The 14,854-nt window shown below is 42.3% G+C and carries 16 protein-coding genes; 1 reads left to right on the forward strand and 15 read right to left on the reverse strand.

Features of this window, described 5'->3' with window-relative positions:
• Positions 1–142 precede the first annotated feature (142 nt).
• The 6 genes from lgt to EGX73_RS02545 form a co-directional block, all read right to left on the reverse strand.
• Positions 143–997 (reverse strand): prolipoprotein diacylglyceryl transferase, encoded by an 855-nt coding sequence (gene lgt / locus EGX73_RS02520; RefSeq protein ID WP_123866705.1) that lies wholly within the window; start codon positions 995–997, stop codon positions 143–145.
• Positions 982–1,320, reverse strand: a complete 339-nt coding sequence (locus EGX73_RS02525) for a hypothetical protein (RefSeq protein ID WP_096711217.1) — start codon at positions 1,318–1,320, stop codon at positions 982–984. The genes lgt and EGX73_RS02525 overlap by 16 nt, the downstream gene beginning before the upstream one ends.
• 228 nt (positions 1,321–1,548) lie before the next feature.
• The gene (locus EGX73_RS02530) at positions 1,549–2,253 is read right to left on the reverse strand and encodes a Crp/Fnr family transcriptional regulator (RefSeq protein WP_003125436.1); all 705 of its coding nucleotides are present in this window, start codon (positions 2,251–2,253) and stop codon (positions 1,549–1,551) included.
• A 144-nt stretch (positions 2,254–2,397) separates the two neighbouring features.
• Positions 2,398–2,970: a Dps family protein gene (locus tag EGX73_RS02535; RefSeq protein ID WP_002292150.1), complete on the reverse strand. Its 573-nt coding sequence runs from the start codon at positions 2,968–2,970 to the stop codon at positions 2,398–2,400.
• Between the two features lie 534 nt (positions 2,971–3,504).
• Entirely contained in the window at positions 3,505–4,695 is a 1,191-nt protein-coding gene (locus EGX73_RS02540) for an IS256-like element ISLgar5 family transposase (RefSeq protein ID WP_123866706.1), read from the reverse strand.
• Between the two features lie 297 nt (positions 4,696–4,992).
• The gene (locus tag EGX73_RS02545) at positions 4,993–6,339 is read right to left on the reverse strand and encodes an aspartate ammonia-lyase (protein ID WP_123866707.1); all 1,347 of its coding nucleotides are present in this window, start codon (positions 6,337–6,339) and stop codon (positions 4,993–4,995) included.
• Between the two features lie 158 nt (positions 6,340–6,497).
• Between EGX73_RS02545 and EGX73_RS02550 the strand changes: the two genes are divergently transcribed.
• On the forward strand, positions 6,498–6,929 hold the full coding sequence (locus EGX73_RS02550; RefSeq protein ID WP_003125427.1) for an Lrp/AsnC family transcriptional regulator: 432 nt from the start codon (positions 6,498–6,500) through the stop codon (positions 6,927–6,929).
• Positions 6,930–6,987: 58 nt separating this feature from the next.
• On the opposite strand, the gene EGX73_RS02555 is transcribed toward EGX73_RS02550, so the two are convergent.
• The 9 genes from EGX73_RS02555 to EGX73_RS02595 all read right to left on the reverse strand — a co-directional run bounded on the left by EGX73_RS02555 (position 6,988) and on the right by EGX73_RS02595 (position 14,786).
• Positions 6,988–7,434, reverse strand: a complete 447-nt coding sequence (locus EGX73_RS02555; protein WP_005470356.1) for an Lrp/AsnC family transcriptional regulator — start codon at positions 7,432–7,434, stop codon at positions 6,988–6,990.
• Positions 7,435–7,526: 92 nt separating this feature from the next.
• Entirely contained in the window at positions 7,527–8,699 is a 1,173-nt protein-coding gene (locus EGX73_RS02560) for an MFS transporter (protein WP_123866708.1), read from the reverse strand.
• Between the two features lie 14 nt (positions 8,700–8,713).
• Complete coding sequence (locus EGX73_RS02565; protein ID WP_021150487.1) at positions 8,714–9,466, reverse strand: amino acid ABC transporter ATP-binding protein; 753 nt, start codon at positions 9,464–9,466, stop codon at positions 8,714–8,716.
• A gap of 25 nt (positions 9,467–9,491) precedes the next feature.
• Positions 9,492–10,463 carry an NAD(P)-dependent oxidoreductase gene (locus EGX73_RS02570; RefSeq protein WP_005470349.1) on the reverse strand — a complete coding sequence of 324 codons (972 nt, stop codon included), beginning with the start codon at positions 10,461–10,463 and terminating at the stop codon, positions 9,492–9,494.
• A 12-nt stretch (positions 10,464–10,475) separates the two neighbouring features.
• Positions 10,476–11,696, reverse strand: coding sequence for a PLP-dependent aminotransferase family protein (locus tag EGX73_RS02575; protein ID WP_005470347.1), 1,221 nt, complete (start codon positions 11,694–11,696; stop codon positions 10,476–10,478).
• A 23-nt stretch (positions 11,697–11,719) separates the two neighbouring features.
• Entirely contained in the window at positions 11,720–12,466 is a 747-nt protein-coding gene (locus EGX73_RS02580; RefSeq protein ID WP_003125420.1) for an amino acid ABC transporter ATP-binding protein, read from the reverse strand.
• The gene (locus EGX73_RS02585; RefSeq protein ID WP_021150492.1) at positions 12,463–13,173 is read right to left on the reverse strand and encodes an amino acid ABC transporter permease; all 711 of its coding nucleotides are present in this window, start codon (positions 13,171–13,173) and stop codon (positions 12,463–12,465) included. Before EGX73_RS02585 ends, EGX73_RS02580 begins: the two co-directional genes overlap by 4 nt.
• Before the next feature lie 12 nt (positions 13,174–13,185).
• Complete coding sequence (locus EGX73_RS02590) at positions 13,186–13,998, reverse strand: transporter substrate-binding domain-containing protein (protein ID WP_003125418.1); 813 nt, start codon at positions 13,996–13,998, stop codon at positions 13,186–13,188.
• Positions 13,999–14,033: 35 nt separating this feature from the next.
• Positions 14,034–14,786 (reverse strand): amino acid ABC transporter permease, encoded by a 753-nt coding sequence (locus EGX73_RS02595; protein WP_003125416.1) that lies wholly within the window; start codon positions 14,784–14,786, stop codon positions 14,034–14,036.
• Between the last annotated feature and the right edge of the window lie 68 nt (positions 14,787–14,854).

Genomic DNA, 14,854 nt, shown 5'->3' on the forward strand with positions numbered 1-14,854 from the left:
CCTATCTCCTTTATGTGTTTTTATTTTATCCGCAGCAGATTAATGAACACTGCCTTTTCCTCTTTACAACTGTAGTATAGCTCACTTTTAGCAAACGAAAATTGACGCATATCAAGTTTTGCACTTCTTTTTATCTTTTTGCTCAATTCACCATCTTAATAGTCTTTTTCTGCCCCTTATTGCCATCAGAATAATAATAAATTGGTGGATAGTCTTGTCTGCGTATAAACCATACTACAATCGCGCCAATAAACAGGGCCAGAGACAAGGCTTGCGAAACGCGGATCCACTCGCCAATCCATAAACTGTCCGTTCGCATACCTTCAATGAAGAACCGACCCACTGAGTACCACAAAACGTAACTCAAAGCGACTTCTCCTTGACGCAAAAGCTGTTTTCGGTTCCGTATAGTGACGATGAGGACAAAGCCCAACAAACTCCACAATGACTCGTATAAAAAAGTCGGATGGTAGTAGGTACCATTGATATTCATTTGTTCAATGATAAATTCAGGTAAATAAAGATTTTCCAAGAATTGACGAGTAACCGGTCCTCCATGAGCTTCCTGATTCATAAAATTGCCCCAACGACCAATGGACTGGGCTAACAATACATTGGGCGCTAAAATATCAAGAACGAGTGCCAAAGAAGTACCTTTTTTCTTTGCATACCAATATAGCGTACCCCCTCCTGCAATCAATCCCCCATAAATCGCAATGCCGCCATTCCAAATCGCAAGGATTTGTCCTGGATTTTGCAGATAATAACCACGTTCAAATAACACATAATAAAGCCGAGCGCCGAGGAGTCCAATCGGAATTGCCCATAAGGCCATATCGATAACGGTATCCTCTTCCAGTCCTTTTTTCTTTGCTTCCTTGGTGCTCAACTGGAGAGCCGCTAATATGCCCGCTGCAATAATGACTCCATACCAATGAATCACAACAGAACCAATCTCCACCGCATGGGGATTCAAAACGCCTAATACGATTTCCATTCTATTTGCTCCATTTCTTCAATTTTTCGCGTCATTCTAGTCATGGTGATGCTGAACAAGATTCCGGCTAAGCTCCATGGAAACCAAACAGTAAATACACTTTTATCTCCCTGGTCACTCGCTTCGTAATACGCCACTTTTCCGTGTCCGATTACGCCGGCTCCTTTTACAACTTCCTCTTCTTTTTCCATAGCTAACCTATCTGCCTCAACAACGTTAGACGTTTTTGCTTCGCCGCCAATCGTGTTCTTGGTGAAAGGGACGACAAAGAATGCACCCGCTGCTGACAACGTGATGGCAACTATCACCCAAAAATAATGCACATTCACCCCTACTTATTTTTACGTTTTGTTCGACAACCCTATCTTAAAGAAAAATAAAACAAAAAAACTTGAGGGTTATCATGTTTGTGCTTTTATTTTTCCAATGAATGAAGGTCGTTCTGTCTTAAAAAAGCCAAAAACGGACAGATGGAAGCAAAAGCACTGAGTTCTGTCCCGTTGTTAATGAAGAGCGACAGAACACCAACGTGTAGAAAAAAGTGTGTCCGATTATTCGCTGTAAAGCAATAAATCATCTAAATCCTGAATCTTGATCCTTTTCCCAGACAGCTGTTGAATCAATCCCTCGTCCTCCAATTCTCCAAATTTGCGACTGATGGTCTCAGGTGTCGTTCCTAAATAGGAAGCAATGTCCTTTTTTTCCATCGGCAGGGTGATGGTGGGAGAGTTGCCCATTTCAGGTTCCACATTTTCTGCCAAAAACAAAACTAAACGGGTAATGACACTCTCCAAGGCTACTTGTGTCGTTTGACGTTCTGAACTTTCTAACCGTTTAGACATTTCCGCCAATAGTTTTAAAGAAATAGCTGGGTATTGTTCCAGAAAATCTTGGACATCTTTTTGCTGAATCATACAGACAACGGTATCTCGGGTTGCTTCGGCATATTCCTCGTGTACTGCATCCGGGTTGAACAAGGTCCATTCTCCGGTGAAATCACCAGGGTTCAAGATCCGCACTAGCTGCTCTTTGCCAGAGTCTGCCAATCGATAAATACGGATTTTCCCACGATTGATAATATATAAAGTATCCTCTTTTTCTTGTGAACGAAACAGAAACTCTCCTTTTTGATACTGTTTCGTGTGGGCTTTTTCAGCAATGTAATTCATCGCGCTATCCTCTAAGTGATTGAATATTGGAACCAAGCGGATACAGGCTGCGTGGTCGCCAATTTCATGATGGGTATGTTTAGTCAATTCATTCTCCCCCTTTATTTATTTTGTTTATATTCGCTGCTTTTATTATATAAGTCTCTTACTACAAAAAAATTGATGCACATCAAGAAAATGGAAAAAGGACTGGAAAGAATTCCAATCCCTAAATCAGCTTCTACTTTTACCTTAATCTTCATCCTCATCAAGAGCGTCATCATCTTCTAATGCTTCTTTACCAATGAACGCTTGCAGCATCCAAATGTTCTTGTCTAAGTCATTTTTAAAAGCAATCAATGTATCTTCTAAAGCATCGTCACCCTCGTCTTGAGCTAAACGAATCGCGCGAATAGTTAGGTCACGAGTGCTTCTGAAGTCCTCGATAATATTTTCAACCATGTCTTCTGCTTTAGCGTATTTATTAACTGCATCTTCCGAAAGCATCGAATATTTTTCAAATTCAACCGTTGTCGAAGCAGGTTTATGCCCAGAAGTAATTAGACGCTCCGCAAGTTTGTCGAACCATTTTTCATTTTCGTTATACAACTCTTCAAATTTTTCATGCAACGTAAAGAAATTGGCTCCTTTTACATACCAGTGATATTGGTGCAGTTTCACATGTAATGTATGCATGTTGCCTAAAAGATGATCCGCAATGGCCGCTGCATTAATTTTCGTATGATGAACATGTTCCTTGTGTTCTTGTTCTTCTTGCAATCTTTCTTGGGGTGTTCTTTCTTGAGTAGCTTTATTTTCAGTCATGATTTATTCCTCCTATAATTTTGGTTTGTTTAAAATAGCTTTCTTTGATTCCTCCTTTTTCTTTACTGAATTTAGTATAGGATAGATTTCCGTTAAAAAAATTGACGCTCATCAAGAAAAGTATTTCTTAATAGACGCCAGGCTTCTCTATTAAATTCAACTGAAATAATCAAAGGAATGAAGTCGTTCCCTCCAAACAAAAATTTCATTAAAGTAGGGCCTAAAAAAAGAATAGCAACTATACTTTGTCAAGAGACCTGACTGCTATTTTTTTGCTTGTTATTCTTCAATTACCATATGTCTTGCCTTGCAGTATATTTAATGCTCTTTCTCACTAGTGTTGCATGCAACACTAGTGAGAAAGAGTATTAATAAGATTAACCTAGAAGAATAACTTTACTTTATTTATGTCATACCATAAATAAAAATTGAAAAGAATTTTTTATTTATTTTTAGTAGATCGATTAATAGGAGTTTTAGCTTGGGAGCGTCAATAATTTTGTGTAAATGGTTCTTTCCTACTGTAGATTGTTTCTAATTCTCCATCGGTTGACTCAGCATTTGTTCAAGTTCGCCTTCGGCCTGTTGAAAGCCTTTATGACTGCGACCTAGGAATTTTTGGTTGTAAGTATCAAAAGACGAGACTAAGAAACGTTCCATCGACTCTTCGTTTTGGAACTGTTCCTTGCGGTGGCTGTATTTCTTGATTTGCTTATTAAAGGATTCAATCAAGTTCGTAGAATAAATACTCTTGCGTATGGCCAAGGGGAAATCATAGAAAGTGAGCAAGTGATCGTTCGAAAGAATCGATTCAACCACTTTTGGATAGCTGGTTTTCCTTTTTTCCGCAAAAGCACCACGTGCTTCCAACGCCACCTCTTTAGATGAGGCTTGATACACCATTTTAAAATCATCACAGACTTCCTTACGATCATCGACACGCACTTTGTGACTGATATTACGGGAAACGTGTACACAACAATGTTGAAAACGAGCTTTGGGATAGAACCGACTAATCGCTCCTACCATCCCCTTTAAGCCATCCGTGATGAACAGGAGGACATTTTTCAAACCGCGCTCTTGAAGGTCCAATAAAATTTCCTCCCAAATCGTGATGGATTCAGTCGGTGCAATCGCATAGCTCAATACTTCCTTTGATCCGTCCGGGCGAATGCCAACTGCGATATGAATAGCTTCCTTGGCGACGGTTTTCCGCTTTAACGGAATATACGTTGCGTCCATATAAATAGCAGCATAACGGTCATGAAGCTCCCGCCCTTTAAACGCCGTTACCTCTTCTGTAAATGATTTTGTTATATTGGACATGGTTTGGGGCGTGTAGTAATGCCCATACATTTTCTCAATCAAGTCTGCGATTTCCGACATGGTAATACCTTTTCGGAAGAGGTGAATGACGGTCTCCTCTAACGTGTCATTCGTCCGTCTATAAGCAGGAACAGTCTGTTGCTTGAACTCACCATTGCGGTCGCGCGGAATCTGGAGATGAAGTTCCCCATACTCGGTCTTGACCGTACGGTCATAGGAGCCGTTACGAGAATTACCCGTGTTAAAACCAATGCGATCATACTTTTCGTAATCTAGGAAAGCCGTTAACTCCGTTTTGAGAAGCGTATTGACTGCTTTCTCCAAATGGACACGGAATAATTCATTCAAATCGCCTTTGTTCGCTAGAGTCTTTAGAATTTCTGTAGTAAAATCGTTCATAGGGAAGTCCTCTCTTCTGTGAATGTGTTGTGGTAACTCTATTCTACAGAAGGGACTTCCTTTTTTCTATTTACACAAAATATTTTACACTCTCCTGAGTTAAACTGAATATCATTCTGTCTATATAAATTTTAAGATGGATTACCATACTTTTGTTTGACTCATTGACAAAAATCTAAAAAACTTATCCTCAGCGAGATTGAGTGTCTTTTACCAGACACAAATCCCTACTACAGATAAGTTTTTTATTTTTTTATGCTTTTAGGCTTTTAGGTATATGGATATTTCAGTTTTTCCTTACTGATAAGTTTCTGTCCGCAAGAATTCTTCTTGCTTTAATAGCTCCTCGATGGAACAATTTTTTTCCAATGCTTCTTTGACAAAAGCAGTGGCTTTTTCATAACCAATTTGCGGTGAAAGGGCTGTAATAGTCCCTGTACTGTTATTTACAGCTTTCGAACAAGCTGTTTCATTGACGGTAATACCTGCCACACATTTATCGGCAAAAATTTGACACGCTTTGGTCAACAGTTGACATGATTCAAATAAATTATGGAACATCACCGGCTCAAAAGCATTCAATTCCAATTCTCCGGAAGCTGCCGCAAAGGTGATGGCACCGTCATTTCCAATCACTTGAAATGCAATTTGACTGATAACTTCTGGAATGACTGGATTGACTTTGCCCGGCATGATCGATGAGCCTGCTTGTCTTGCTGGCAAGTTGAGTTCATGAAAACCAGTTCGCGGACCGCTGGCTAAGAGACGCAGATCATTGGCGCTTTTGTTCAATGTGATGGCAATCGTTTTTAATCCACCTGAAATCGAGGCGAAACTGTCGGTATGCTGTGTACTATCAATCAGGTCATTCGCTGGCCGTAAGGGTCTTGGAAAACGTCGGTTCAATTCTTGATAGAGGTATTCTTGATAGCGATAGGACGCATTAAGACCTGTCCCAATGGCTGTCCCACCCATATTTAAGGTCAATAGTTCTGCCGATAAGTGGTGCAGCCGTTCACGGCAACGCGTCAAACTGTGGGCATATGCAGCGAAACTTTCCCCTACTGTCATTGGCACCGCCTCTTGCAGTTGGGTTCGCCCCATTTTTGCCACGTGCTGAAATTCTTTCGCTTTCATATGCCATCTGTCAATCAACTGTACCAGCGCTTCATCCAATTGTTCAATATATACAAGCAAAGCCAGTTTCCCAGCACTAGGATAGACATCATTGGTGGATTGGCTTTGATTGACATCGTCTAAAGGATGAAGATATTGATATTCCCCTTTCTTATGCCCCATCAATTCTAACCCGCGATTGGCGATCACTTCATTCACATTCATGTTGGTGGATGTTCCTGCTCCCCCCTGAAATGTATCAACAATAAATTCTTCATCCCACTTGCCCATGATGATTTCTTCCGCAGCAGTCACAATGATTTGTGCTTTTTCTTTGGATAGCGTGCCAGATTGTTGATTGGCTAGCGCAGCTGCGGCTTTGATACGTGCTACTTGTTTGATCATCGTCAGATCAACTTTTTGATCAGTGAAAGCAAAATTTCCTTTTGCGCGATAACTATGAATACCATAATAAGCCCCCTCGTATATAGGTAGACTGCCAATTGTATCTGATTCGATCCTCATCATGATTTAAACGCCCCTTTTTGTATTATATGTGATAAAATATCACATAAGAGAAAAAGACACGAGCCTTTTCAGCCATCTCTTTGTTAATCCTTGAAATTGATTCCTTTCACTTTGAAAAACAAAGAGAAACAGTACAAAAACAGAAAAGAGGAAAGTATTTGGATGAACTAGATAAAAAGTTGTTGAATCTGTTGCAGCAAAATGGTCGGTTATCGATCAAAAAGTTAAGTGAAGCGTTATTCATCACTGCACCTGCTGTTTCCCAACGAATAAAACATTTAGAAGAAACCGAGCAATTGTTGTATTATCAAGCGACGATTGACTATGAACAAGCCGGCTTGCCGATCAAAGCATTTATCCACCTGTCGATCGAACCACAGCAAAAAGCAAGTTTCTATCCTTTCATACAGGCGATCCCCAATGTGTTGGAATGTGATTGTGTCACCGGCCCTTATTCAATGTTAATCAAAGTCGTTTTCCCTTCTACCAAATCATTGGACAGCTTTATCAATGACTTGCAAAAATTCGGTCGAACCAACACCCAAATCGTTTTCTCGACGCCAGTTCCCTCTCGAGGATATCAATTCTGAAAACCCAAAAAGCGCGCTTATCTCACATAGACAGGCACGCTTTTTTTATATACAGGGGTCACTGGTCATCGACTGGCACTTGCAACCCTCGTGGTCCGACATTCGTTGAAAATACAATGTGGGTTTTGGTATCCCCATAAAATTGCAAATCTGTGATAAACCGATCCAAGACGACCGTATCACTAAAATAAACCTTCAAGAGCATAGAATAATCTCCAGTGATACAGTCACACTCGATCACATTTGGGATGTCTGCGATATAGGCATAGAAGGCTTCTTTATCTTTGGCATTCACTGCGCAATGGACATACGCTTTGATCAGATAACCAAGTTTTTGGTAGTCGATCAGTGCCTGATAAGAACGGATATACCCAAGGGTTTCAAGGTTTTGTACCCGCACAGAAACAGATGGCGATGAAATAAAGCATTGCTCTGCGATCTGTTTGACAGTGACTCGGGCATTTTGCTGCATGATGTTCAGTATCTTGCGGTCTAAGTTATCCATAATCATCCCCCGTTCTCATTATTTTCTCAGTTTATCGAGAAAACAACAGAAGCGCAAGTTGCAGATTACATCCTATGTTAAATTTCCTAACATCAACGCTGAGATAATTGGAAATAGCGATAAACAATCATCGCCCCACAAGCAAACAGACCACACCCAAAAAACATCATGTCAAAGCCAAAAAGACTGGCGATGATTCCCCACAAAAAAGCCCCACCTCCATAAGCTACATCTAAGGCTGCTGAAAATACCGCTGTCCCTTGCCCTCGCTGCGCCTCAGACACTGATTCTAATACAATCGTATTCATCACAGGCAATAAGCCGGCATAACCGACACCATAACAACTCGCGGCCAGAAGCAAGCTACTGAGCTGTGTCGTAAATGGCAACAGACAAAAAGAAACCAAAATCAATAATAAACTGCCATAAATCAATGTAGCCGTTTGGATTTTGGCGAGCAAACGTGGAAATACGACCCGTGTTGTGACCGTCATGATCGACATGACCGTAAAATAATAGCCTGCGCCGATAATCTCACGTTCAAGGGCATATTGTGCAATAAACGCCACCACGCCAGAATTGGCAAAGCATATCAAAAAAAGGATACCGCTAGGAAACACAACCGCTTTGATGCGAAGCAGTTCTCGTAACGATGATTTCGCTTCGCCAGAGTGCGTATTCCTCCGTGAAAAGGGCTGTTCTTTCAAAAAGAAACTCAACAAAAAAGCTGTTCCGCTCAACAAGACGGCCATCCGAAAAAGTACAGGAAATCCATAATTTTCTACAACAGCAAGTCCTATCAACGGGCCGATGGCACTCGGCACAGCCTGGGCGATACTGAAATACCCCAATCCGACTGCTAATTTGCCTTCAGGAATCGTATCAACTGCCATCGTCGCTGCTGCTGTCGCTTGCAAACTATTGCCCACCCCTTGCAAGATGCGCAGACAAAAAAGCATCAATAGCTCCTGCAGCAGATTCAATAAACTAAAATCAATCAACAGAATGGCTAATCCCATACAAAGCAAGACTTTGCGTCCATATCGATCCAATGCCACACCGATTGGCAAACGGCAAAACAAAGCAGATAGCCCCAAGACACCTACAATGGCGCCGGATACTGCTTTAGAACCACCTAAAGAAGCAACATATAACGGCATAGTCCCCATTTGGGTCGTGATGGCTGTCATTGCTAGTACCGTGACCACCATCACTAAGTAAAAATCTTTCGACCAAAGCCGACTAGAGCTGTTCACCTTTTCCATATTGTGCCTCGCTTCTATACAGCTAATTGAAAACGTACTTGTGTCAAAAATTGCTGTGTACGTTCTTCTTGCGGATCCTCAAAAATTTCTTCTGGTGTTCCCGCTTCTACCACCACACCATCCGCCATGAATATCACTTTATCCGCGACTTCTTGTGCAAATTGCATTTCATGCGTCACGATGATCATCGTTTGCCCACTATCAGCCAGTTGCTTCATGACATTTAGGACATCACCGACAAGTTCTGGATCGAGCGCTGAAGTGGGTTCATCAAACAGTAATAATTCTGGCGTCAAAGCCATCGCTCTGGCGATACCTACACGTTGTTGCTGTCCGCCAGACAGTTGACTAGGATACATCATAGCTTTATCTGCCAAACCCACTTTTTCTAAGGCAGATAACGCTGCTTTTTCTGCCAGTTTTTTTGGGAAACGCCGTGGTGTGCGTAGTCCTTCCGCCACATTTTGCAACACATTCATGTGGCTGAACAGCTCATAGGATTGAAAGACCATCGCTGTTTTGCGGGCGATCTCCAATCGTTGGGTTTTGCCAATATGTGCGAGATCATACTGGAAGTCACCGATAGAATAACTCCCCGCATCAGGCTGCTCCAACAAATTCAAGCAACGCAAAAAGGTCGTTTTTCCAGAGCCGCTAGGACCAATGATGCATACAACTTCCCCACGTTCAATTTGTAAGCCAACATTTTTTAAGATGACTTGTTTATCGAAAGACTTCTTCAATCCTTTGATTTCTGCTTGCAGCATACTCCCACCCTTTCTTTTCTATCGCTCAAAGCGCGATCGTATTGGCAGATTGTCCTTCTAGCAAAATATCTCTTGCATTGTTCAAAGCTGTTTCTGCAATTTCTTGTACAGCCAATTGGGTATAATACGCAATATGCGGGGTCAAAAGCACATTTGGCAGTTGATTCAGCTGTTGATAATAAGGATTTTGATCCCACCCAACTGAAAAATACCGTTCTTCATTGGCGATAGCGTCTAATACAGCACCAGACAAACGCCCTTGCGCGAGTGCGGCAATCAACGCATCCGTATCAACGATTCCCCCACGTGCCGTATTGACCAGACAACTGCCAGGCTTCATCTGTGCAAAAACAGAGGCCGAAAATAGCCCTTCTGATGCTTTTGTCAGCGGGATATGGATCGACAAGACGTCCGATGCAGCAATCAAGGTCTCAAAGGACACATATTCGACAATCCCCTTCAACCGAGGATTTTCACTCCTACTAGTGGCAATCACATGTCCCCCCATATGATAAATCGCTTCTGCGACTAGAGCACCGATTCGACCAGTGCCTAACAAACCGACTGTTACGTCTTGTAGCTCCCGACCAATCACAGACCGTCGATCAAGTTTTCCTTTGATCATTGCTGGAATATTGCGTAAAGCCATCAAGATCGACATCACAGTGTAATGGCCCACCGATGTTGGGCTATAAGAAGGGACATTGGTGACCGTCAACTGATGCTTTTGCGCCCAGTCAAAACGAACACCGTCGACCCCCGTTGATTTGATCGATAACTGCTTCATCCCTAAAATATGCAAGCGTTGGTACAGGGACTCATCTTGCTGCATAGCCAGACTAGGATACAAACAGATGCCGTCGTGCCCTGCTGCCAAATGGATATTCTCCCAAGACAAGCCCTCCATTACGATCGTCACTGGTGTTTTGTGGATAAATTGCCACCGTTCGATATAAGCAATTTCCTCTTCACTTACCCCGTAATAAATCAATTTCATTGGCAACACCTCCTAAATGACCCCTTCATATGCTGGCGGCATAGCGTATTCCAACGCATCACCTAATAAAGCGATCCCTTGATCGATCTGTGCCAATGTCGGCTTCGTAAAATTCAGCCGAAATGAATGCTCATAGCCTTTTCCCGCAACACTCATGATATTGCCTGGAATGACCGCAACTTTCGCCTCATCAAGGTAATCATAGAACCGCTCTGCGTCCATCTCAGTCGATAGGAAACAGGTGATAAAATAGCCGCCTGTTGGTTTGATAAAGGTAAGCTTATCCGTTGGCAGTGCCTGTAATGCTTGCAGCATGCGGGCATATTTCTCTTGATACAACAAGGTCAATTGGGCCACATGACCTTCGAAATCATGATGATCCATATATTCGGCCAATACCACTTGCCAATAAAAATTGGTGTGGGAATCGGCGGATTGCTTGGCCAAAATCAATTTTTCCATTGCAGGACCAGCAGCCATCATAAAACCAATCCGGCTGCTGGGTGCCAAAATTTTTGAAAAAGATCCCGCATAAATGATTCGTCCTTCGGTATCTAATGTTTTCATCTTAGGGATCGGTGTACCTTCATACAACAACTCACCGTAAGGATCGTCTTCAAAAATCAGCACATCATATTGACATGCCAATGCATAAATGGCTTTACGTTTTTCCAATGGCATTGATGTGCCTAAAGGGTTTTGGAAAGTGGGGATCAGATACAACATTTTCACTCTTGCGTCTGTTTTGAGGATTGTTTCTAAAGCGTCAAGATCCATTGATTCTGCTGCAAGATCCATCGGTACCGGCACTGGTATCGCCCCATATCCTTTGATAGCATTCACCGCACCGGAAAATGTTTGCTCCTCGCATAACACCACATCGCCTTCATTACAAAAGACTTTTACCGCCAAATCCATGGCTTGGGTCGAGCCCGAAACCACCAGCACCTCCTCTTCGTTATCGATATTTGACAATTGACGCAAACGTTCTTTGATCAAGGTCCGTAAGCGCGGATACCCCTCTGATGCCCCATACTGCAAGAAAGACTCTGGGTCCGCTTCGTTATATAATTTTTGCGAGATCTCTTTCAATGTAGCCATTGGAAATGCTTCTGTCGGTGGAAATCCGTAAGCAAAGGAAATAGCTGCTGCAGACTCCATATTTTTTTTTGCATTCTCTCTTAATGGAGATGCTTCTAATGTCATGATACGTTGTGCGAATTGATAGGCCATTCTATTTCCTCCCTACATAGTTGTTAGCCGGCCAGCTGTGTGGTAAAGCGGGCTAAAAAGGCTTTGGTTCGTTCTTCTTTGGTTTCCTCGAATACTTGTTGCGGTGTGCCTTGTTCAACAATATGTCCATTCTCCATGAAAACTACTTTGTCTGCTACTTCATACGCGAATTTCATTTCATGGGTCACCAATACCATGGTCGCACCGGCTTCCGCAATTTCTCTGAGTAGCGCCAATGTCTGTCCCACTAGTTCCGGGTCCAATGCCGAGGTAGGTTCATCAAACAAGATGACCTTAGGATTCAACGCCAACGCACGGGCGATCCCGATACGCTGTTGTTGTCCACCTGACAGTTGGCTAGGATAAAAATCTTGTCGTTCAGACAAACCGACTTGATCCAACAAAGCCTCTGCTGTTCGCAGGGCAGTTTCTTTGCTTTGTTTTTTGGTCACGATCAATGGCATCATGATATTTTCTTTGGCTGTTTTATTTTGAAACAAGGCATAATTTTGGAAAACCATCGCTGTTTGCCGTTGATGGGTCAATATTTCTTTTTTACTTGCTTTGTGCAATGTGGTGGTGGTTTCTCCCAATTGAATCACACCTTGATCTGCTCGTTCCAAAAAATTGAGACAACGCAAGAAGGTCGTTTTTCCCGAACCGGAAGGCCCCAATAAGACGACTACTTCGCCTTTAGCGACATCAAGATCAATCCCTTTTAACACTTCTTGTTTGCCGAATCGCTTATGGATATCCGTTACTTTCATCATAATGCGGCCCTCCTTAGTTTGCGCAACAGCCGATTTTCCAGTAATTGTGCCCCTTTTTCGATGACCAAACTAATCAGCCAATAAATGATCGCAACAGCCACATACGCTTCTAAAAACCGATAATTTTGCTGGGCCGTGATTTTAGCTGCCGCAAAAACATCGACAACACTGACCATGGAAGCTAAGGCCGACGCTTTAACCAACGAGATCAGCAAATTACTGAACATGGGCAATGAAATCGGCCAGGCTTGCGGGAGCAGCACACGACGGATGACTTGTAAGTTCGTCATGCCGATCGATTTGGCTGCATCGAACTGCCCTTTTTTGACTGCCGCAAATGCGCCCCTGAAAATCTCGCTGCTATTGATAGCAGACATTAAACTCAAGGCGGCGATCGCTATCCAAACCATGTTGAAATCTTTAAACCGCAAAGTCCAATGCATCGACTCCGCCCAAATATCAAACTGTTTAGCAGAAATAAGATATAACGCTAAAATCACTAAAACCACTGGGACCCCTTTTAAGACCGTGACAATCACTTGCAGAACTGGTGCGAGGATCTTGATCCTATACAGACGAATCAAGGCGATGATCAACCCAACCACCGCGCCAATGACTAGTGCGGTCAACGCCATAAAAAGCGTCGTACCAATATAATGACTTGCTGTTTTCAGCGCTTCGATCATAATAGACAATTGAAAACTCATCGCCATTCCTCCCTATTCTGGGACGTAATCCCCATCTAGATATTTTTCTGATAATTCTTTGATCGTTCCATCTGCTTTCAATTCCTCTAATGCTGTATTGACCGCATCAATAAAGTCTTGGTCAGCTTCTTTGTTGAACAATAAGTAGGCATCTGAGTTGTGGACTGGTTCGCTGCCGATCTCTAGATTTTCACTAAATGAATTGTTCCAATTATCGACTTGATATTCTGGTGCTAACGTTGCATCGACCGCACCTGAAGTGACTGCTTGTACGATTTGCTCGTTGTTGTATTCCCCATAAACCAATTCAAAAGCATCGGGATTTTCTGCCAGATAAGCCTCAGCCATTGCTGCTTGGTTAGTAGCAGTCGTCACATAGACTTTTTTTCCTGCTAAATCTTCGAAGCTATCGTAGACCGTACCGGCATCTGAATCAGAGACAATATACGTATCCCAGACCACATACCCAACATCCCCATAGACGAATTTTTCTTTCCGTTCATCATTGACTTCATATTCATAGGCAGCCATCTGGACTTTATTGCTTTCTAAATTTGATAACGTCGTTGGGAAATCCGCTCCTTCAAAGGTAAAGGTATAATCAAGTAATTTTTCGTCGATTGCTTTAACGACGGCGACATCATAGCCATCATATTCACCATTTTCGTCTAAATAAGCATATGGCAATGCTTCATTCCCAGTACCCACCTTGATTTCTGTTGCATCACTTGCTCCACTGCTTGCAGTGTCGGCAGAACTGCTTCCGCAAGCCCCTAAAACCAAAAGTGTCACCAATGTAATTGCACCTAAAATCGTTTTTTTCATTTGAATTCCTCCCTTTCCCTCTACCCAAAATTTTCCTATGTTGTTTTGATTTTTTGCTGTTTTTTGGTCCATGATATCAGTGGTACTTTTGCTGTTTGTTGTTTTGTTTTCGAAAAACTCATCCGACGTTCCAGACCGGTGAAAACACGTTCTAAGAGGAAGCTTAAGGTAATAAACAAGATCGCCGCACCGACATAGCCTTCAAGTGTATGGAAGGTCACTGCGCCTATCGCTCGCGCTTTGCCGACAACATCCACTACCCCAATGGTAAAAGCCAGCGATGTGTCTTGCAGCAGTGCAATCGTAGTTGTACCAAATGCAGGTAATGCGACACGGACAACTTGCGGTAAAATCACTTGTCGATACATTTGTGTTTTCGTCAATCCGCAAGCAATACTCGCTTCCTTCTGTGTGACCGGTACACTTAGAATCGCAGCCCGGAAAGTTTCAGACTGAAAGGCAGCAGTATTTAATCCGTAGGTGATATAGATGAAAATAATTTTATTCCATGAGGAAACATCGATTTGAATCATTTGTAATAAGGCGGGTACACCATAATACACAACATACAGTTGAACCAATATCGGTGTGCCTCGAATAAATGAAACGAAGACTGCCGCCAGTTGACTCAGAAATGGCACTTTTTCGACACGAATAAATGCAAGTAAAATCCCTAAAAGCAATCCTGTAATCGACGCCACTGCTACTATCATCAACGTAACCGGCAAAGCACTTAAAACCTTTGGAAAATATTCCCAAACTAATTTCCACTGAAAAAATTCCGACATATTGCCCCTCCTTTTTCTGAATATTCTGATTATTAGACAATATTACTAATGGAAAAAAATTTTTCAAT

It is taken from the genome of Enterococcus sp. FDAARGOS_553, assembly GCF_003812305.1.
In the GTDB taxonomy this organism is placed as follows: Bacteria; Bacillota; Bacilli; order Lactobacillales; family Enterococcaceae; genus Enterococcus_D; species Enterococcus_D gallinarum.

What these genes read in the sequence shown, in the direction of transcription:
- EGX73_RS02535 (WP_002292150.1), bottom strand. Translation starts at nt 2,970, where the DNA reads ATGACTGAAAATAAAGCTACTCAAGAAAGAACACCCCAAGAAAGATTG.
- EGX73_RS02560 (WP_123866708.1), bottom strand. Translation starts at nt 8,699, where the DNA reads ATGGAAAAGGTGAACAGCTCTAGTCGGCTTTGGTCGAAAGATTTTTAC.
- EGX73_RS02595 (WP_003125416.1), bottom strand. Translation starts at nt 14,786, where the DNA reads ATGTCGGAATTTTTTCAGTGGAAATTAGTTTGGGAATATTTTCCAAAG.
- EGX73_RS02540 (WP_123866706.1), bottom strand. Translation starts at nt 4,695, where the DNA reads ATGAACGATTTTACTACAGAAATTCTAAAGACTCTAGCGAACAAAGGC.
- EGX73_RS02580 (WP_003125420.1), bottom strand. Translation starts at nt 12,466, where the DNA reads ATGATGAAAGTAACGGATATCCATAAGCGATTCGGCAAACAAGAAGTG.
- EGX73_RS02565 (WP_021150487.1), bottom strand. Translation starts at nt 9,466, where the DNA reads ATGCTGCAAGCAGAAATCAAAGGATTGAAGAAGTCTTTCGATAAACAA.
- EGX73_RS02585 (WP_021150492.1), bottom strand. Translation starts at nt 13,173, where the DNA reads ATGAGTTTTCAATTGTCTATTATGATCGAAGCGCTGAAAACAGCAAGT.
- EGX73_RS02570 (WP_005470349.1), bottom strand. Translation starts at nt 10,463, where the DNA reads ATGAAATTGATTTATTACGGGGTAAGTGAAGAGGAAATTGCTTATATC.
- EGX73_RS02545 (WP_123866707.1), bottom strand. Translation starts at nt 6,339, where the DNA reads ATGATGAGGATCGAATCAGATACAATTGGCAGTCTACCTATATACGAG.
- EGX73_RS02590 (WP_003125418.1), bottom strand. Translation starts at nt 13,998, where the DNA reads ATGAAAAAAACGATTTTAGGTGCAATTACATTGGTGACACTTTTGGTT.
- EGX73_RS02555 (WP_005470356.1), bottom strand. Translation starts at nt 7,434, where the DNA reads ATGGATAACTTAGACCGCAAGATACTGAACATCATGCAGCAAAATGCC.
- lgt (WP_123866705.1), bottom strand. Translation starts at nt 997, where the DNA reads ATGGAAATCGTATTAGGCGTTTTGAATCCCCATGCGGTGGAGATTGGT.
- EGX73_RS02575 (WP_005470347.1), bottom strand. Translation starts at nt 11,696, where the DNA reads ATGGCCTATCAATTCGCACAACGTATCATGACATTAGAAGCATCTCCA.